The organism is Burkholderia sp. 567 (assembly GCF_040545115.1).
Taxonomy (GTDB): Bacteria; Pseudomonadota; Gammaproteobacteria; order Burkholderiales; family Burkholderiaceae; genus Burkholderia; species Burkholderia ambifaria.
The window spans coordinates 69,052-87,110 of sequence record NZ_JBEPLG010000019.1; the positions used below are offsets into that span (position 1 = coordinate 69,052).

Here is an 18,059-nt window from a genome sequence, read left to right on the forward strand (position 1 = left end):
CCGCCCCGGAGCGCAGCGCGCGGCGGGCGTGGGGGCGGCGGGTGTTCAAGGTCGGTTCCGGTGCGGCTCAGATGGGGCGCGTATCGTCCGGGTCGACCGGGCGGCGTTGCGGCATCAGCAGCAGGTGGCTCGCGATCGGCCACAGCGCGGCCTCGACGAAGCCGTCCACCAGATAGCGCCAGCCGGGAAACGCGGCGCCCATCATCAGGCGGATCACGAACGGCACCAGCTGCGCGGCGACGAGCAGCGGCGTGACATACAGCACCTGCACGCCGATCGGCATCCACAGCACGCGGCGGTGGATCGTGATCGCGCCGTACGACAGCAGCGTATAGGCGAGCGCGTGCTCGCCGAGCAGCCCCGCGTCGTGCACGTCCATCAGGATGCCGAGCACGAACGCGACGCCCATCCCGACCTTGCGCGGCTGGTGGATGTTCCAGAACAGCAGCACGAGCGCGACGAAGTCGGGCACGCCGGGCAGGCGGCCCCACGGCATCAGGTTCAGCAGGAACGCGGCGGCGAGGCTGAAGACGATGAAGTACGGGTTGACCGGCTGCAGGATGTATTGCGGACGGTTCATCGCGGGGCTCCTGGTTGCCCGGCCGCGGGCTTCGCGGGCACGGCAGCGGGCTGGGCCGGCGCCGCCAGCGCGGGTTTCGCGCCGGGTGCGGCCGCGGCGGCCGGCTTCGCGTTCGCGTCGGCCTTCTCGGCTTTCTCCGCTTTCTCGCCCTTCGCGGCGGCCTTCGCGCCTTTCTTTCCCTTCTTGTCGGCGGCCGGCTCCGGCTCGGCCGGACGCGGCGGGACGCCGTTCTGGTAATGCAGCACGAGCATCTGGCGCGCGCCGCGCACGGCGGCGACCGGTGCGCAGGTCACGCGGGCGAACGCGGTATCGGCGAGCTTGTCGACGTGCACGACCTTCGCGACCGGCAGGCCCGGCGGATAGACGCCGTCGAGGCCGCTCGTGACGAGCTCGTCGCCCGCGACGAGATCCGAGCTGGTCGGCACGAAGCGCAGATCGAGCGAATCGCCCTTCGGCGTGCCGTAGATCACGCTGCGCAGGCCGGTGCGCAGCACCTGCACGGGAATCGCGAGATCGCGGTCGGTGATCAGCGTGACTTCGGCCTGCAGCGGGAACACGCGCGTGACCTGGCCGACCACGCCGTCTTCACTGACGACCGGCGAGCCGTCCTGGATGCCTTGCTGCGAACCCTGTCCGATCACGATCTTCTGCGTGAACGGGTCGCTCGTGTCGTACTGGATTTCGACCGGGGTCGACTGCGTCGCGATGTGCTGGCGCAGCTCGAGCACCGCGCGCAGATGCATGTTTTCCTGCGCGAGCACGGCGGCCTGGTTGGCCTGCGTGGACAGTTGCAGGTTGCGCTTGCGCAGCGCGTCGTTGTCGTGGCGCAGCGATGCGCCCGTGACGGCGATGTCGGCCGCGCCCATGAACAGGTCGCGCGGCACGAGCGCCGCGCGCTGCAGCGGGTACAGCACGGTGCCGAGCACGCCGCGGACGATTTCGAGCGTGCTGAAGCGCGCGTCCGATACGAGGAGCGCGATGGCGAGGGCGACGAAGAAGATGAGCCGCGCGAGCGCGGGCGGACCTTGCTTGAAGAGGGGCGGCGGACTGTATTCCATGGTCGGCGCCGGGCGCGTGGTGATCGGTTAAATAATGCTCAGACGCGCAAACGGCGTGGCGGTTCGTTCTGAACGAGCGATCCGGCCACGCCGCGGGTGCGTCATATCAAACGGGACTGCTTAGGCGATCACTCGGCGATCACTCGTACGAGAAGATGCTGCCCAGCTTGTCCATGCGCTCGAGCGCCATGCCCGAGCCGCGCACGACGCAGGTGAGCGGGTCTTCGGCGACGAGCACCGGCAGGCCGGTTTCTTCCGCGAGCAGGCGATCGAGGTCGCGCAGCAGCGCGCCGCCGCCCGTCAGCATCATCCCGCGCTCGGCGATGTCGGCGCCGAGTTCCGGCGGCGTCTGCTCGAGGGCGATCTTCACCGACGACACGATCTGGTTCAGCGGATCGGTCAGCGCTTCGAGGATTTCGTTGCTCGAGATCGTGAAGCTGCGCGGAATGCCTTCCGACAGGTTGCGGCCCTTCACTTCCATTTCCTTGACTTCGGAGCCCGGGAACGCGGAGCCGATTTCCTTCTTGATCGCCTCGGCGGTCTGCTCGCCGATCAGCATCCCGTAATTGCGGCGGATGTAGTTGACGATCGCTTCGTCGAACTTGTCGCCGCCGACGCGCACCGAGCCCTTGTACACGATGCCGCCGAGCGAGATCACGCCGACTTCTGTCGTGCCGCCGCCGATGTCGACGACCATCGAGCCGGTGGCTTCCGACACCGGCAGGCCCGCGCCGATCGCGGCCGCCATCGGCTCCTCGATCAGATAGACCTGCGATGCGCCGGCGCCGTGCGCCGCTTCCTTGATCGCGCGGCGCTCGACCTGGGTCGAGCCGCACGGCACGCAGATGATGATGCGCGGCGAAGGCGAGAACATGCGCGACTCGTGCGCCGTCTTGATGAACTGCTTGATCATCTGCTCGGTGACGGTGAAGTCGGCGATCACGCCGTCCTTCATCGGGCGGATCGCCTCGATGTTGCCCGGCACCTTGCCGAGCATCTGCTTGGCTTCCTTGCCGACCGCCTGGATCGTTTTCTTGCCGTTGGGGCCGCCTTCCTGGCGAATCGACACGACGGAGGGCTCATCGAGCACGATGCCCTTGCCGCGCATGTAGATCAGGGTGTTTGCGGTGCCGAGGTCGATCGCGAGATCGTTGGAGAAGTAGCTGCGCAAAAAACCGAACATTCAGAATCCTGTTTCGCTCTGGGCCGGCCCTGCATAGCGAGCGCTGAGGGCGGCAGCGGAAAAAATAACAGCCTCGGGAAGCGTGGCGGAAGCGGCCGCCGCGGCGCACGAAGCTGCGAGTGATGTCTACCGGGGATCGCACGAAGCACGCACGGCTTGCCGAAACGAGGCGAAACGGTGCGGGAAAAGGCTGCCGGGTTTGGGTCGAACGCGTAATGATACCTTATAATTTCACGGTATTTGAATCGAAACGGGCGGTATTTTTGCCGCTTCGGCCCCGATTTTTGAGGGTGGGATCGCACCCTCCAACCCCCCGCCGCAGCGCTGCTTTCGCTGCGCCGCGCAGCCTTGTTTTTCCGGTGATCGAATGGCCCTGACCCTGACCGATGTGAAACGCATCGCGCACCTGGCGCGACTCGAAATGGCCGACGCCGACGCCGAGCACATGCTCGGCCAGCTCAATGAATTCTTCGGCCTCGTCGAGCAGATGCAGGCGGTCGACACCGCCGGCATCGCGCCGCTCGCCCACCCGATCGAGCAGATCCAGGAAGTCGCGCAGCGCCTGCGCGACGACGCCGTGACGGAAGTCGTCAATCGCGACGACAACCAGCGTCCGGCGCCGGCCGTCCAGGACGGCCTCTACCTCGTGCCGAAGGTGATCGAGTAAGCATTCGATGACAAGCGCGCCGGCGCCGCGCCGCGCGCCACCCAGAATTCCCAGGAAAACCACTCAATGCACGCAAAAAGCCTGACCGAACTGCGCGCCGCGCTCGCCGCCAAGGAATGCTCGGCCGTCGAGCTCGCGCAGCTCTACCTGAAACGGATCGACGCGGCACGCGACCTGAACGCGTTCGTCCACGTCGACGCCGACCTCACCCTTGCGCAGGCGAAGGCCGCCGACGCCGAACTCGCGCGCGGCGCGGGCGGCGCGCTGACCGGCCTGCCGATCGCGCACAAGGACGTGTTCGTCACGCGCGGCTGGCGCTCGACCGCCGGCTCGAAGATGCTCGCGAACTACGAGAGCCCGTTCGACGCGACCGTCGTCGCCCGCCTGCAGGCGGCCGGCATGGTCACGCTCGGCAAGACCAACATGGACGAGTTCGCGATGGGCTCGTCGAACGAGAACTCCGCGTTCGGCGCGGTGAAGAACCCGTGGGATACCAACGCGGTGCCGGGCGGCAGCTCGGGCGGCAGCTCGGCCGCCGTCGCCGCGCGCCTCGCGCCGGCCGCGACCGGCACCGACACCGGCGGCTCGATCCGCCAGCCCGCGTCGTTCGCGGGCGTGACGGGCATCAAGCCGACCTACGGCCGCGTGTCGCGCTACGGGATGATCGCGTTCGCGTCGTCGCTCGACCAGGGCGGCCCGATGGCGCAGAGCGCGTCCGACTGCGCGCTGCTGCTGAACGCGATGTCCGGCTTCGACGAGCGCGACTCGACGAGCCTCGAGCGTGAGGACGAGGATTTCACGCGCCACCTCGGCCAGCCGTGGGCGGCCGGCAACGATGCGGGCAAGCCGCTTGCCGGGCTGCGCATCGGTCTGCCGAACGAGTATTTCGGCGACGGCCTCGCCGACGACGTGCGTGCGTCGATCGACGCGGCGCTCAAGCAGTACGAGGCGCTCGGCGCGACGCTCGTGCCCGTGTCGCTGCCGAAAACCGAACTGTCGATCCCCGTGTACTACGTGATCGCGCCGGCCGAGGCGTCGTCGAACCTGTCGCGTTTCGACGGCGTGCGCTTCGGCCACCGCGCCGCGCAGTACGGCGACCTGCTCGACATGTACAAGAAGTCGCGCGCCGAAGGCTTCGGCCCCGAGGTGAAGCGCCGGATTCTCGTCGGCGCTTACGTGCTGTCGCACGGCTACTACGACGCGTACTACCTGCAGGCGCAGAAGATCCGCCGCATCATCGCGCAGGATTTCCAGGAAGCGTTCCAGTCCTGCGACGTGATCATGGGCCCGGCCTCGCCGACGGTCGCATGGGATCTCGGCGCGAAGGGCGACGATCCGGTGCAGATGTATCTCGCGGATATCTATACGCTGTCGGTGAGCCTCGCCGGCCTGCCCGGCATGAGCGTGCCGTGCGGCTTCGGCGCGGGCGCGAACGCGAAGCGCCCGGTCGGTCTGCAGATCATCGGCAACTATTTCAACGAAGCCCGGATGCTGCAGGTCGCCGACGCGTTCCAGCGCGCGACCGACTGGCACAAGCAAGTTCCGGCAGGGGTGTAAGCATATGGCTACTCAATGGGAAGTCGTCATCGGTCTCGAGACGCACGCGCAACTGTCGACCGTCTCGAAGATTTTCTCGGGCGCACCGACGCAGTTCGGCGCCGAGCCGAACACGCAGGCGTGTCCGGTCGATCTGGCGCTGCCGGGCGTGCTGCCGGTGCTGAACCGCGGCGCGGTCGAGCGGGCGATCCGCTTCGGCCTCGCGATCGGCTCGACCATCGCGCCGCGCAGCATCTTCGCGCGCAAGAATTATTTCTACCCCGATCTGCCGAAAGGCTATCAGATCAGCCAGTACGAGATTCCGGTCGTGCAGGGCGGCCGGATCACGATCCAGGTGCCGGCCAACGAGAAAGCCGGCAAGCCTGCGTACGAGAAGACGGTCAACCTGACCCGTGCGCACCTCGAGGAAGATGCGGGCAAGTCGCTGCATGAAGACTTCGCCGGCATGACCGGGATCGACCTGAACCGCGCGGGCACGCCGCTGCTCGAGATCGTCACCGAGCCGGAAATGCGCAGCGCGGCCGAGGCCGTGGCCTATGCGAAGTCGCTACACGCGCTCGTCGTGTGGCTCGGCATCTGCGACGGCAACATGCAGGAAGGCTCGTTCCGCTGCGACGCAAACGTGTCGGTGCGGCCGGTCGGCCAGGAAAAGTTCGGCACGCGCGCGGAAATCAAGAACCTGAACTCGTTCCGGTTCCTTGAAGAAGCGATCAACTACGAAGTGCGTCGCCAGATCGAGCTGATCGAGGACGGCGGCGAAGTCGTGCAGGAAACGCGCCTCTACGATCCGGACAAGCGCGAGACGCGTTCGATGCGCAGCAAGGAAGACGCGCACGACTACCGCTACTTCCCCGACCCCGACCTGATGCCGCTCGTGATCGGCCAGGACTGGATCGAGCGCGTGCAGGCCGGGATGCCCGAACTGCCGGCCGCGATGCAGCAGCGCTTCGTCGAGCAATATGGCGTGTCCGCGTACGACGCCGGCGTGCTGACGTCGAGCAAGGCGATGGCCGCGTACTTCGAGGCCGTGGTCGCGAAGGCCGGCGCCGCGAACGCGAAGATCGCCGCGAACTGGCTGATGGGCGACGTGTCGTCGCAGCTGAACCGCGACGGCATCGAGATCGACGCGATTCCGGTGTCGGCGGCGCAGCTCGCGCTGGTGCTGCAGCGCATCGCCGACGGCACGATCTCGAACAAGATCGCGAAGGAAATCTTCTCGGCGATCTGGGACGAGAAGGCGACCGACGAAGCCGCGGCCGACCGCATCATCGACGCGAAGGGCCTGAAGCAGATCTCCGACACCGGCGCGCTGGAAGCGATCATCGACGAGGTGCTCGCCGCGAACGCGAAGTCGGTCGAGGAATTCCGCGCGGGCAAGGAAAAGGCGTTCAACGCGCTGATCGGCCAGGCGATGAAGGCGACCAAGGGCAAGGCCAATCCGCAGCAGGTCAACGAACTGCTGAAGAAGAAGCTCGGCTGAACATGGCCGCGTGCCTGAACCGCGCCTGACGACGGGCCGCCGCCGAACCTGTTCGGGGCGGCCCGTCGCTTTGGTGCATGCGTTATCGTGTGCGCGTGTGCATCGCACCGTCCAACGGAGGAACGAATGGCGAAACAACCGTCGCTCGATGATTTCCGCGTGCCGTACAGCACGCGTGACAAGGAAGCTGCCGCATTCAGGCTCGATGCGTTCGATCCGGCCGCGAAGCCGTTCTCGTCGGGCTCGAAGGATGCCGACCGCGAACGGCTCAGCGCCGTGTCGACGGAGCTCGACGTGCAGCAGGAGCGCCTGCACACGCAGCAGAAGAAGCGCGTGCTGCTGGTGCTGCAGGGGATGGACACCAGCGGCAAGGACGGTACCGTGCGCGCGGTGTTTCGCGACGTCGATCCGCTCGGCCTGCGCATCGTGCCGTTCAAGGCGCCGACGCCGATCGAGGCCGCGCACGACTTCCTGTGGCGCGTGCATGCGCAGGCGCCGGCCGCGGGCGAACTCGCGATCTTCAACCGCAGCCACTATGAGGACGTCCTCGTGCCGCGCGTGCTCGAGCTCATCAGCGACAAGGAATGCGAGCGCCGCTACCGGCAGATCCGCGATTTCGAGACGATGCTCGCGGAGAACGGCACGACGATCGTCAAGTGCTTCCTGCACATCTCGAAGGACGAGCAGCGCGAGCGGCTGCAGGCGCGCATCGACGATCCGACCAAGCACTGGAAGTTCGACATCGCCGATCTCGACGCGCGCAAGCACTGGGATGCATACCAGTCGGCGTACCGCGACGCGCTCGCCGCGACGTCGGCCGAGCATGCGCCGTGGTACGTGATCCCGGCGAACTCGAAAACCCATCGCAACGTGATGATCGCCGAGCTGCTGCTGCGCACGATGACCGACATGAAGCTCGAATTCCCGCCGCCGAAGCCGGAGCTCGAAGGCGTGAAGATCCGCTAGGCTGCGATCCTGTCAAACATATCGAACTGAACTGAACAACGGAACCCGACATGATGCGAGTGATTACCGCCAACCTGAACGGCATCCGCTCCGCCGCGAAGAAGGGCTTTTTCGAATGGCTCGGCGAACAGAACGCCGACTGCGTATGCGTGCAGGAAATCAAGGTATCGGCCGACGACCTGCCGGCCGACTTCGTCGAGCCGCATGGCTTGAGGAGCTATTTCCATCACGCCGAAAAGAAGGGCTACAGCGGCGCGGGCATGTACAGCCGCCACGAGCCCGATGACGTGATCATCGGCTTCGGCAGCAGCGAATTCGATCCCGAGGGGCGCTACGTCGAGGCGCGCTACGGCAAGCTGTCGGTCGTGTCGGTGTACGTTCCGTCCGGCTCGAGCGGCGAAGAGCGCCAGCAGGCGAAGTACCGCTTCATGGACGAGTTCATGCCGCATCTCGCGGAGCTGAAGAGCAAGCGCGAGGTGATCCTGTGCGGCGACGTGAACATCGTCCACAAGGAAATCGACATCAAGAACTGGAAGAGCAACCAGAAGAACTCGGGCTGCCTGCCGGAAGAGCGCGCGTGGCTCACGCAGCTGTTCGACGATGTCGGCTATGTCGACGTATTCCGCACGCTCGACCCGCGCCCCGAGCAGTACACATGGTGGAGCAACCGCGGCCAGGCGTACGCGAAGAACGTCGGGTGGCGGATCGATTACCAGATCGCGACGCCGGGCGTGGCCGGCACCGCGAAGCGCACGTCGATCTTCAAGGACATCAAGTTCAGCGATCACGCGCCGCTGACGGTCGATTACGACTACAAGAAGTGATCTTCGGCGCTACGTGATGCACGTAGCGGTCGAGCCAACCGGTAGCCGGATGCAAAGCGGGCCGCATGTCGAACATGCGGCCCGTTTTGCTTTGGGGGCGGCGCCTGCTGCGTTACTGCTTGAGCGACGCCATGTCCACCACGAACCGATACTTCACGTCGCTCTTGAGCATGCGCTCGTAAGCGGCGTTGATCTGCTGCATCGGAATCGTTTCGATGTCCGACGTGATGCCGTGCTCCGCGCAGAAATCGAGCATTTCCTGCGTTTCCGCGATCCCGCCGATCAGCGAGCCCGCGAGGCGGCGGCGCTTGAAGATCAGGTTGAACACCTGCGGCGACGGATGGTCGTGCTCCGGCGCGCCGACTAGCGTCATCGTGCCGTCGCGCTTCAGCAGGTGCAGGAACGGGTTCAGGTCGTGCTGCGCGGCCACCGTGTTCAGGATGAAGTCGAAGCTGTTCAGGTGCGCGTTCATCTGCGCTTCGTCCTTCGAGATCACCACTTCGTGCGCGCCGAGCCGCTTGCCGTCCTCGATCTTCGACGGCGAGGTCGTGAACAGCACGACGTGCGCACCCATCGCGCGCGCGAGCTTCACGCCCATGTGGCCGAGCCCGCCGAGGCCGACGATCCCGACTTTCTTGCCGGGCCCGACGTTCCACTGGCGCAGCGGCGAGTAGGTCGTGATCCCCGCGCACAGCAGCGGCGCCGCGCCGGCCGGGTCCAGCGTGTCGGGCACGCGCAGCACGAACGCCTCGTCGACCACGAGCTGGGTCGAATAGCCGCCATACGTGATGTCGCCCGTCACGCGGTCCTGGCCGTTGTAGGTGCCGACGAAGCCGTTCTCGCAATACTGTTCGAGGCCTTCCGCGCAGCTCGGGCAGGTGCGGCACGAATCGACGAGACAGCCGACGCCGACCAGCTCGCCGACCTTGAAACGCGACACCTGCGGGCCGGTCGCGGTCACGCGGCCGACGATTTCATGGCCCGGCACGACCGGATAGATCGTGTTGCGCCATTCGTTGCGGGCCTGGTGCAGGTCCGAGTGGCAGACGCCGCAGTAGAGCACCTCGATCTGGACGTCGAGGTCGCGCAGCGCGCGGCGCTGGAATTCGAACGGGGCGAGCGGCGATTGCGCATCGGTCGCCGCGTAAGCGTAGGTTGTGCTCATGCAGGGGGCTCCTTGTCCGGGAAAACATCCGGCGAAACAGACTGCCGCCGCGCCATGTGGCGACGCGGCGAGACAGGTGCCCATCGTACGGAGCGAGCCGCCGCGGCGAAATACACGAAGGTCTGGAAGATTTGCCCATTCCTCTCGAATTGCGCGCCAACAGCCGTCAAAACGCTTTCAAAGTGCTACATTGCAAGCCAGATTCTCTTGCCGGACAGGACGACGCCGATGAGCTTCCAGCCCCTTTTCGACGATATGGGCGACCGTGTGCGGCGCCGCATGATCGAGCTGCATTCGAGCCTCGCGCCGAACGAGGGCGATACGCTGGCGACGCTCGACGGCGTGCGCTTCTTCCGCGTGAGCCGCCCCGTGCCGCGCATGCCGGTGCTGTACGAGCCGAGCATCATCGTCGTGTGCCAGGGCCGCAAGCTTGGCTATCTCGGCGACCGCTCGTTCGTGTACGACGCGCAGCAGTATCTCGTGCTGTCGGTGCCGCTGCCGTTCGAATGCGAAACCTTCGCGAGCCCGGACGAGCCATTTCTCGCGATCTCGATCCGCGTCGATCTCGCGGTGATCGCCGAACTCGCAATCCTGCTCGACGAGACGCTCGGCGCGGCGGTCAGCGAGCCGCACGGCGTCTATTCGACGCCGCTCGATGCGCCGCTCGCCGACGCGGTGGTGCGGCTGCTCGAAGCGCTCGCGTCGCCGCACGACACCTGCGTGCTCGGGCCGGCGATCATGCGCGAGATCGCATACCGCGTGCTGACGGGCGCACAGGGCGACGCGATTCGCGCGGCGCTCGCCCAGCAGCATCATTTCGGCCGCGTCGCGAAGGCGCTGCGGCGCATCCATGCGGACCTGAAGGCCGATCTCGATGTCGAGACGCTCGCGCGCGAGGCCGGGATGAGCCTCGCGGTGTTCCACGCGCAGTTCAAGCACGTGACGGCGACGTCGCCGATGCAGTATGTGAAGGCCGCGCGCCTGCACCAGGCGAGGTTGATGATGGTGCAGGACGGCGTCGGCGCGGGTGCCGCCGCCGCGCGGGTCGGCTATGCGAGCGCGTCGCAGTTCAGCCGTGAGTTCAAGCGGCTGTTCGGCCGCAGCCCCGGTGACGAAGTGCGCTGGATGCGCGAGAGCGGCAGCCGGCCGGTCGAATCGGACGTCGGCGCGTAGCGCCGTGTCACACGCCGGCGATGCCCGACGGAAAGCCGCGGCCTGCGGCGATGCTCAGCGCCGCGCGACCTTGCGCCGCTGCGCGCTGATGCCCGCGTAGTCGGGCAGCGTGTCGACGCGCTTGCCCGTCGCCTTCGCATACAGCGGCATCAGGTCCTGCAGCCGGTTCAGCAGATCCTGCCGCCGCGTCGCGCCGTACGGATGCGTGTAGATGAAGCCCGACGTCTTGTTCGCGCGGGTGGCCGCCGCGAGCTTGTCCCACAGCGTGATCGCCGCGCGCGGATCGAAGCCCGCGCGGGCGGCGATGTCGCCGCCGATCACGTCGGCTTCCGTCTCGTCGGTCGGGTCGTAGCGCAGCGTCTGCAGACGTGCGCCGAGGTTCAGCGCCTGCGGCAGCGGATCGCCGACGCCGAACAGCGGCGGCAGCGCGGCCGCGCGCAGCGACGTTTGCGACGCCGTGCTGAGATTGCTGCGCGCGTGTTCGCGCAGCGCATGGGCGATGCCGTGCGCGAGCAACACGCCGAACTCGTCGTCGTTCAGGCGGACGCGATCGAGCATCCCGCCGTACACGAGCACCTTGCCGCCCGGCAGGCACGTGACGCGGATGTCGCGCGAGCGGATCGCATTGACGTCCCACGCCCAGCTCTTCACGCGGTCGTTCCACTTCACCGAATACGGCGCCAGCTTCATGACGATCGCGCGCAGGCGTTTCACGCGCGGCTGATTCGCGGGCAGCAGGCGGTCGCTGTCGGCGGCCGTTTGCACGATCTGCGCGTATTCGCTCGCGGTCAGCTGTTCGAGCAGCGGCGACGGGATCAGCGTGCGGAACGCGATCGCGTCGCCGTAGCGGACCTGCTGCGACGTCGGCGCATAGGCTTTCGACGGCACGGCCCCGCCGCTCGGCTGCGCGGCTTCGGCGGCGGACGGCGCGACGGTGGTCGCCGGCGTGGACGGCGCAGCCGCCGCGGAGCCGGCCGCGGCTGCCCCGGCGTCGGTCGGATGCGTGCTTGCCGCCGCGCCGAGCGCCGCGACGCCGACGCTCAGTGCGGCGGCGACGCGTGCGGCGCGAAGCAGGCGGTCATTGCGCACGGCTCGCCTCGCCGTTGCGCGCGACACCGTTCCACGGCGCGATCTTGAACAGCAGCAGCATGCCGGGGATCGCGAGCGCGGTGCACACGATGAAGTAGTCGAACCAGCCGATCTTCGCGACGATGAAGCCGCTCGCGGCCGACGCGAGCGTGCGCGGCACGGACGCGAGGCTCGTGAACAGCGCGAACTGCGTGGCCGTGTAGCGCGGGTCGGTCGTGCTCGCGATGTACGCGACGAACGCGGCCATCGTCAGGCCGGTGGTGAAGGTTTCGACGCCGTAGACGATCGCGAGCGCGACCGTCATCGGGCTGAACTGCGGCGTGACGACGACGCCGAACACCGACAGCGCCGACGCGATCGCGTGGCTCGTCGATACCGTGAAGTCGTACAGCACGGCCAGCACCGGCGAGCCGGGGCCGAGCTGCGCGAGCCACGCGAAGCCGAGGGTCGACACCATCTGCAGCGCGCCGAAGATCCACAGCCCGCGGCCGATCCCGATCTTCACGAGCCACACGCCGCCGATGATGCCGCCGGCGACGCTCGCGACCAGCGCGGTGGTTTTGGCGACGATGCCGATCTCGGTGCGCGTGAAGCCGATGTCGAGGAAGAACGACGTCGACAGCGTGGTCGCCATCGTGTCGCCGATCTTGAACAGGAAGATGAACGCGATGACCAGCAGCGCGCCGGCCCAGCCGTCGCGCTGGATGAATTCGCGGAACGGCAGCACGATCGCGTCGCGCAGGTTGCGCGGCGGCGTGCCGACCACTTCGGGCTCGCGCACGACGAGCGTCATCAGGATGCCAGGCAGCATGAACGCGCCGGTGATCGCGAACACGGCGTCCCACGGCAGGTGGTCGGACAGGATCAGCGCCAGCGAGCCGGGAATCAGCGCGGCGAGCTTGTAGGCGTTCACGTGCACCGCGTTGCCGAGGCCCTGCTCGGTGTCGCGCAGCAGTTCGCGGCGGTACGCGTCGATCACGATGTCGGCGCTCGCGCCGAAGAACGCGACGAGCGTGGTGAGCGCGGCGACCGTCCAGATCGAGTCGCGCGGCGACACGAAGCCGAGCGTGGCGATCGCCCCCGCGACCAGCAGCTGCGTGAGCAGCAGCCAGCCGCGCCGGCGGCCCGGCCGCCAGCCGGGCAGGCGCGGGATGTAGCGGTCCATCAGCGGCGCCCACAGGAACTTCCACGTATACGGGAACTGGATCAGCGCGAACAGGCCGATTTCCTTCAGGTTCACGCCTTCGGAGCGCAGCCATGCCTGCACGAGGTAGACGAGCGTGAACAGGGGCAGACCGGACGTGAACCCGAGGAACACGCAGATCAGCATGTGCGTGTTCAGATAGGCTCGCCAGCCGGGGTGATCCTCGTGAGCGGTGAGCGCGGGCGCCTCGTGTGGCGTTTTGGACATGGAATGGAACTGGGTAGCGTTGACTGATTGCGGCGGCAGCGCAGGCGGCGCGAGCAGCGCAGAAGGGGGCGGCCGCACGCGCGTGCGGGCCGGATCATCCGTCAACGGCCCCCGGGCTCAGCTGCGCTTGACGCGATAGACAGCAAGACTACCACGCCAGTTCGCTCCCCAACGAATCGGCTGGCCTTCGTGCAGCACGACGCGGTCGAGGATCGTGACGCCGACTTCCGGCGCGAGCGCCTCGAAATCCTCGATCGTCAGCACCCGGACGTTCGGCGTGTTGTGCCATTGGTACGGCAGCGCCTTCGACACCGGCATCCGGCCGTTCAGTACCGACAGCCGATGCGGCCAGTAGCCGAAATTCGGGAACGACACGATGCATTCGCGCCCGACCCGCGCGGTTTCGCGCAGGATCGCGGCAGTCTGGTGAATCGTCTGCAGCGTCTGCGACAGGATCGCGATGTCGAAGCTGTGGTCCTCGAACAGGCGCAGGCCGTCTTCCAGGTTCTGCTGGATCACATTGATGCCGTTCTTCGCGCTCGCGAGCACGCCCGCGTCGTTCAGCTCGATCCCGTAGCCGGTCACGTCCAGTTCTTCCATCAGCAGCGCGAGCAGCGAGCCGTCGCCGCAGCCGAGGTCGAGCACCGTCGAGCGAGGTTCGACCCAGCGCGCGATCGTGCGGAAGTCCGCGCGCGCGGACAGGGAGTTCAGGGCTTGCTGGTTCATGCGCCTACCTCGTTGGCGATTCGTTCGTAATACGCGCGCAGAAGGTTGTGATAGCGCGCGTCGTCGAGCAGGAACGCATCGTGGCCGTGCGGCGCGTCGATCTCCGCGTAGCTGACCGTGCGCTTGTTGTCGAGCAGCGCCTTCACGATCTCGCGCGAACGCGCGGGCGCGAAGCGCCAGTCGGTCGAGAAGCTCGCGATCAGGTATTTCGCCTGCGTGTGCGCGAGCGCGGCCGTCAGATTGCCGTCGAACGCCTTGGCCGGATCGAAGTAGTCGAGCGCGCGCGTGATCAGCAGGTAGGTGTTCGCGTCGAAGTAGTCGGCAAACTTGTCGCCCTGGTAGCGCAGGTACGACTCGACCTCGAACTCGACGTCGAAGCTGAAGTTGTACGCGTCGAGCGCGCCGTCCGCGCGGCGCAGCGCACGGCCGAATTTCTCGGCCATGTCGTCGTCGGACAGGTACGTGATGTGGCCGATCATCCGCGCGACGCGCAGGCCGCGCTTCGGCTTCACGCCGTGCGCGTAATAGTCGCCGCCGTGGAAATCGGGATCGGACAGGATCGCCGAGCGCGCGACTTCGTTGAACGCGATGTTCTGCGCGGACAGCTTCGGCGTCGACGCGATGTCGATGCAGTGGGCGACGCGCTCCGGATACATCAGGCTCCACGCGAGCGCCTGCATCCCGCCGAGGCTGCCGCCCATCACCGCGGCGAAGCGCTCGATGCCGAAGGCATCCGCGACGCGCGCCTGCGCGTGCACCCAGTCCTCGACTGTGACGACCGGAAAGCGCGCGCCATACGGCTTGCCGCTCGACGGGTCGATGCTCATCGGGCCGGTCGAGCCGAAGCACGAGCCGAGGTTGTTCACGCCGATCACGAAGAAGCGGTTGGTGTCGAGCGGCTTGCCGGGGCCGACCATGTTGTCCCACCAGCCGGTGCTGCGCGGATCGTCCGCGTAGACGCCGGCGACGTGATGCGACGCGTTGAGCGCGTGGCAGACGAGCACCGCGTTCGAACGCGCGGCATTGAGCTCGCCGTACGTTTCGACGACGAGCTGATAGTTGCCGATCACGCTGCCGCTTTGCAAGCGCAGTGGTTCGGCGAAGTGCATGGTCTGTGGAGCGACGATGCCGATCGATTCCATTCGTTCCGCCTTATGACTGGGCGGCTAAACGGTGTCGGCGATGCGCGGAGGCGAAGGTGCGCGGCTGACGACCTCTTTAGCCGCATTTGTAGTGAACCTGCCGGGACCAAGACGCATCAAGGCCCGGCCGGTTCGCGCGCCCGCAATCGAGTCAGCAAATCGGCGCGCTTCCGACCTGCCGCCAAGTGGCGGCAGTCGGCAAAGTATAGCGGATTTTCTGGCGAGGGAGCGGTCCGGAAGACCGCGCTCGAGCATGGGTCGGCGCATGCCGGCCAGCGTCACTGTTCAGTGAAACGCGTTGTCGCCACGACTTTTTTAATACAGAAAATATTGAATTATTCCGATAGCCGGTGCGGCGGTAAATCCTTTAAATCCTGTGACATTTATTAAAATTAAAAAGTAATTCGTACAGGTTCTAAATGAATTTTCACACATTTAGTTCGTGTCCTGTTTTTGGGATGAGGGCATGTCAATAGAGTTTCAGCCAGCTTTCAGTATCCGGTTGAAACCCGCGATTTCGCAGCGCTGTCGACGTGATCGTCCCCTGTGTTCATGCGATTTCTCAGTATGCACGTTTCGCATTTCTTCCCGGAAAGCCGTAAGCGTTGAGCTACTTGTCACCGCTCGCCGAGTCGTCGCATCGATATGGCTTGTCAAAGCCGATGCGCGTCGAGGAGAGGTTTACCAAAGGAAAAGGTTCGTATGAACAAGTCGTATCGTGTCGTGTGGAACGCCTCGACCAGCACTTGGTGCGCGGCATCGGAAATTGCACGTGGGCGCTCGAAATCGTCGCGCTCCGCGAAATCGAAAATTGCGGTAGCCGCCGCGCTTGTCGTTGCCTCCATGGGGTCTGCGTACGCGGACGAAGTCGACGCGGCAGATCCGGTGCTCGATGATCCGACCCATCTGACCGACGTCAAGCAGGAAGATCAGAAGACGCTCAAGCGCAGTGGTCTTGATACGCGGGTAGTCGTGCCCGACAACAGCGCATACGTGAAGATCAATGCGAAGGGCGATGGCACGGATAACGCGTCGGCGACGGGCGACAACTCGATCGCGATCGGCGCCAGCGCCAGCACGCGCCCGGCTACGTCGGGTCTCGGCGGTGCGGTGGCGATCGGTAACAAGGCGACCGCGGCTGGCAACAACGTCGCATTCGGCGCCAATGCATCGGCACTCGGAGAGGAAGGCGCGATTGCGCTGGGTACCGGGGCCAATGCGGGCGGCAAGTCGTCGATCGCGCTCGGCAACGAGGCACAGGCGACCGGTTGGGGCGCCTATGCGCTGGGGCGCAAGGCGAAGGCAGCGGCGGAATCCTCGCTGGCGATCGGTGATTCGTCGATGGCGACGCGGGCCGGCACGATGGCGATCGGCTCGCAGGCTGCCGCAGCCGCGGAAAATGCGATCGCGATCGGTCAGAGCGCGGCGGCGCGTGGCGCCGACTCGCTGGCACTCGGTTCGTATTCGGAAGCAGACCGGGCCAATACGGTATCGGTCGGTACCGCCGGTTTCGAGCGTCAGATCGTCAACGTCGGGCGCGGCACGCAGGCGACCGATGCCGTCAACATTGCGCAGCTCAAGGACGTGACCGCCACGCTGGGCGGTAACGCTGCCGTCGACGCGACCGGCAACATCAAGAAACCGGCGTACACGATCGGCACCAAGACCTACGACAACGTCGGCGACGCGCTGCTGGCGGCGTCCGAATCCGGCGGCGGCTCGGCAAACGCGGTGGAGTACGACTCCACCACGAAGAACTCGGTCACCCTCGGCGGCACCGGTTCGGCCGCGGTCAAACTTACCAACGTGCGTGCGGCCACGTTGGCGGCGAACAGCACGGACGCCGTCAACGGTGCGCAACTGTTTGCGACCAACAACCGCGTGACCAATGTCGAGCAGTCGCTGAACGATAGCGGCCTGATCGATCCGTCGACCGGCGAGTCGCTCGCGGTCGTGTACAACGATGCGACGAAGAGCACCGTTGCGCTGGGCGGCACGGGCGGTACGGTCGTCACGAACGTGAAGGCGGGCAAGGTCGCATCGGCCAGCAAGGACGCCGTGAACGGCGGCCAGCTGTATGACGTGTCGTCGAGCGTCGCGTCCGCACTCGGTGGCCAAACGACCGTCAATACGGACGGCACCCTTTCGAAGCCGACCTACAAGGTCGGCGACAAGACTTTCAACAACGTCGGGGACGCGCTTCAGGCCGCGGCCGCCTCGGGTGGCGGCGCCGGCGGCGAGGACACGAACGCCGTGCATTATGACGGCGCGGGTAAGGCGAGCGTGACGCTGGGCGGTGCGGGTGCGTCGACGCCGGTCGCGCTGAAGAACGTCGCGACGGGCCAGGCCGCCACCGACGCTGTCAACGTAGCCCAGCTCCAAAGCGGCATGAGCGACGTCAAGGACGAGATCAAGAAGGATCTCGGCGACGGCACGCTTGACATGAAGTACATCAAGGTTCGGGCCACGGGCGCGCAAGCCAGTGCGCTCGGCAAGAACAGCGTGGCGATCGGCTCGCAAGCGAGTGCGACGAACGTCGATACGCTGGCGATCGGTTCGGGTTCCCGCGCGTCGGGCATGAACTCCATCGCGATCGGCGTCAACTCGGTTGCTATGGCAGCCAATACCGTTTCGGTAGGCGATGTGACTCAGAAACGTCGGATCGTCAACGTCGAAGACGGTATCGATGAGTCGGATGCCGTCACCATGAAGCAGTTGACCGACGCGATGCATACCTCCACTGCGCAGTTCGACACGAAGATGACGCGGATGACGCGTGACGTCGAATCGAAGCCGGGCAGCTTCGTCGCGATCGAAGGGTTGGGTGCGGACGGCAGCTTGCCGAACATTGCATCGATGAACGGTCGCGATCCCAAAATGGGTACCGCTGCGGCCATCGGCGTGGCAAGTGGCGCGGGCGGGCTCAATACCGTCGCAGTGGGCCTGCAGGCGGTCGCGAGTTCGGACAACGCGGTGGCGATCGGCAGTATTGCCCAGACGGGGGTCGATCAGCCGTATTCGGTCGCGATCGGCAGCAT

General features: G+C 66.3%; 15 protein-coding genes and 1 pseudogene. 8 read left to right on the forward strand and 8 right to left on the reverse strand.

Annotation, left to right across the window (positions count from 1 at the left end):
• Window positions 1-67: 67 nt before the first annotated feature.
• The 3 genes from mreD to ABIC50_RS33755 all read right to left on the reverse strand — a co-directional run bounded on the left by mreD (window position 68) and on the right by ABIC50_RS33755 (window position 2,821).
• A complete protein-coding gene (gene mreD / locus ABIC50_RS33745; protein ID WP_011658224.1) occupies window positions 68-580 on the reverse strand; it encodes a rod shape-determining protein MreD in 513 nt (170 codons plus the stop codon).
• Window positions 577-1,638, reverse strand: a complete 1,062-nt coding sequence (mreC, locus tag ABIC50_RS33750; protein WP_354169206.1) for a rod shape-determining protein MreC — start codon at window positions 1,636-1,638, stop codon at window positions 577-579. The genes mreD and mreC overlap by 4 nt, the downstream gene beginning before the upstream one ends.
• A gap of 139 nt (window positions 1,639-1,777) precedes the next feature.
• Window positions 1,778-2,821 carry a rod shape-determining protein gene (locus ABIC50_RS33755; protein ID WP_004189550.1) on the reverse strand — a complete coding sequence of 348 codons (1,044 nt, stop codon included), beginning with the start codon at window positions 2,819-2,821 and terminating at the stop codon, window positions 1,778-1,780.
• A 367-nt stretch (window positions 2,822-3,188) separates the two neighbouring features.
• On the opposite strand from ABIC50_RS33755, the gene gatC reads away from it, so the two are divergent.
• The 5 genes from gatC to ABIC50_RS33780 all read left to right on the forward strand — a co-directional run bounded on the left by gatC (window position 3,189) and on the right by ABIC50_RS33780 (window position 8,315).
• Window positions 3,189-3,488, forward strand: coding sequence for an Asp-tRNA(Asn)/Glu-tRNA(Gln) amidotransferase subunit GatC (gene gatC / locus ABIC50_RS33760; RefSeq protein WP_006477478.1), 300 nt, complete (start codon window positions 3,189-3,191; stop codon window positions 3,486-3,488).
• Between the two features lie 66 nt (window positions 3,489-3,554).
• Window positions 3,555-5,045 carry an Asp-tRNA(Asn)/Glu-tRNA(Gln) amidotransferase subunit GatA gene (gene gatA / locus ABIC50_RS33765; protein WP_354169209.1) on the forward strand — a complete coding sequence of 497 codons (1,491 nt, stop codon included), beginning with the start codon at window positions 3,555-3,557 and terminating at the stop codon, window positions 5,043-5,045.
• A 4-nt stretch (window positions 5,046-5,049) separates the two neighbouring features.
• Window positions 5,050-6,525 (forward strand): Asp-tRNA(Asn)/Glu-tRNA(Gln) amidotransferase subunit GatB, encoded by a 1,476-nt coding sequence (gene gatB, locus ABIC50_RS33770; protein WP_229079892.1) that lies wholly within the window; start codon window positions 5,050-5,052, stop codon window positions 6,523-6,525.
• Window positions 6,526-6,651: 126 nt separating this feature from the next.
• Complete coding sequence (locus ABIC50_RS33775; RefSeq protein ID WP_175742961.1) at window positions 6,652-7,491, forward strand: polyphosphate kinase 2 family protein; 840 nt, start codon at window positions 6,652-6,654, stop codon at window positions 7,489-7,491.
• Between the two features lie 50 nt (window positions 7,492-7,541).
• Window positions 7,542-8,315, forward strand: coding sequence for an exodeoxyribonuclease III (locus tag ABIC50_RS33780; protein ID WP_011658219.1), 774 nt, complete (start codon window positions 7,542-7,544; stop codon window positions 8,313-8,315).
• A gap of 112 nt (window positions 8,316-8,427) precedes the next feature.
• Here the strand turns inward: ABIC50_RS33780 and ABIC50_RS33785 are convergent, their stop codons facing one another.
• Window positions 8,428-9,480: an NAD(P)-dependent alcohol dehydrogenase gene (locus tag ABIC50_RS33785; protein ID WP_012364988.1), complete on the reverse strand. Its 1,053-nt coding sequence runs from the start codon at window positions 9,478-9,480 to the stop codon at window positions 8,428-8,430.
• A gap of 228 nt (window positions 9,481-9,708) precedes the next feature.
• Between ABIC50_RS33785 and ABIC50_RS33790 the strand changes: the two genes are divergently transcribed.
• On the forward strand, window positions 9,709-10,653 hold the full coding sequence (locus ABIC50_RS33790; RefSeq protein ID WP_354169212.1) for an AraC family transcriptional regulator: 945 nt from the start codon (window positions 9,709-9,711) through the stop codon (window positions 10,651-10,653).
• 54 nt (window positions 10,654-10,707) lie between these two features.
• Here the strand turns inward: ABIC50_RS33790 and ABIC50_RS33795 are convergent, their stop codons facing one another.
• The 4 genes from ABIC50_RS33795 to metX all read right to left on the reverse strand — a co-directional run bounded on the left by ABIC50_RS33795 (window position 10,708) and on the right by metX (window position 15,021).
• The gene (locus tag ABIC50_RS33795) at window positions 10,708-11,742 is read right to left on the reverse strand and encodes a M48 family metallopeptidase (RefSeq protein WP_175704155.1); all 1,035 of its coding nucleotides are present in this window, start codon (window positions 11,740-11,742) and stop codon (window positions 10,708-10,710) included.
• Window positions 11,732-13,153 carry an AmpG family muropeptide MFS transporter gene (locus ABIC50_RS33800; RefSeq protein ID WP_165752222.1) on the reverse strand — a complete coding sequence of 474 codons (1,422 nt, stop codon included), beginning with the start codon at window positions 13,151-13,153 and terminating at the stop codon, window positions 11,732-11,734. The genes ABIC50_RS33795 and ABIC50_RS33800 overlap by 11 nt, the downstream gene beginning before the upstream one ends.
• A 117-nt stretch (window positions 13,154-13,270) precedes the next feature.
• Window positions 13,271-13,879, reverse strand: a complete 609-nt coding sequence (gene metW / locus ABIC50_RS33805; RefSeq protein WP_011658215.1) for a methionine biosynthesis protein MetW — start codon at window positions 13,877-13,879, stop codon at window positions 13,271-13,273.
• Window positions 13,876-15,021, reverse strand: a complete 1,146-nt coding sequence (gene metX, locus ABIC50_RS33810) for a homoserine O-succinyltransferase MetX (protein WP_011658214.1) — start codon at window positions 15,019-15,021, stop codon at window positions 13,876-13,878. Before metX ends, metW begins: the two co-directional genes overlap by 4 nt.
• A 702-nt stretch (window positions 15,022-15,723) precedes the next feature.
• On the opposite strand from metX, the pseudogene ABIC50_RS33815 reads away from it, so the two are divergent.
• A pseudogene (locus ABIC50_RS33815) lies at window positions 15,724-15,804 on the forward strand (ESPR-type extended signal peptide-containing protein); the annotation flags it as partial.
• 60 nt (window positions 15,805-15,864) lie between these two features.
• Window positions 15,865-18,059, forward strand: a 2,195-nt coding sequence (locus ABIC50_RS33820; RefSeq protein ID WP_502913541.1) for a YadA family autotransporter adhesin, incomplete at its 3' end; no start/stop codon positions are given.

Coding starts and splice junctions, on each gene's coding strand:
- mreD (WP_011658224.1), bottom strand. CDS start 580: ATGAACCGTCCGCAATACATCCTGCAGCCGGTCAACCCGTACTTCATC.
- mreC (WP_354169206.1), bottom strand. CDS start 1,638: ATGGAATACAGTCCGCCGCCCCTCTTCAAGCAAGGTCCGCCCGCGCTC.
- ABIC50_RS33755 (WP_004189550.1), bottom strand. CDS start 2,821: ATGTTCGGTTTTTTGCGCAGCTACTTCTCCAACGATCTCGCGATCGAC.
- gatC (WP_006477478.1), top strand. CDS start 3,189: ATGGCCCTGACCCTGACCGATGTGAAACGCATCGCGCACCTGGCGCGA.
- gatA (WP_354169209.1), top strand. CDS start 3,555: ATGCACGCAAAAAGCCTGACCGAACTGCGCGCCGCGCTCGCCGCCAAG.
- gatB (WP_229079892.1), top strand. CDS start 5,050: ATGGCTACTCAATGGGAAGTCGTCATCGGTCTCGAGACGCACGCGCAA.
- ABIC50_RS33775 (WP_175742961.1), top strand. CDS start 6,652: ATGGCGAAACAACCGTCGCTCGATGATTTCCGCGTGCCGTACAGCACG.
- ABIC50_RS33780 (WP_011658219.1), top strand. CDS start 7,542: ATGATGCGAGTGATTACCGCCAACCTGAACGGCATCCGCTCCGCCGCG.
- ABIC50_RS33785 (WP_012364988.1), bottom strand. CDS start 9,480: ATGAGCACAACCTACGCTTACGCGGCGACCGATGCGCAATCGCCGCTC.
- ABIC50_RS33790 (WP_354169212.1), top strand. CDS start 9,709: ATGAGCTTCCAGCCCCTTTTCGACGATATGGGCGACCGTGTGCGGCGC.
- ABIC50_RS33800 (WP_165752222.1), bottom strand. CDS start 13,153: ATGTCCAAAACGCCACACGAGGCGCCCGCGCTCACCGCTCACGAGGAT.
- metW (WP_011658215.1), bottom strand. CDS start 13,879: ATGAACCAGCAAGCCCTGAACTCCCTGTCCGCGCGCGCGGACTTCCGC.
- metX (WP_011658214.1), bottom strand. CDS start 15,021: ATGGAATCGATCGGCATCGTCGCTCCACAGACCATGCACTTCGCCGAA.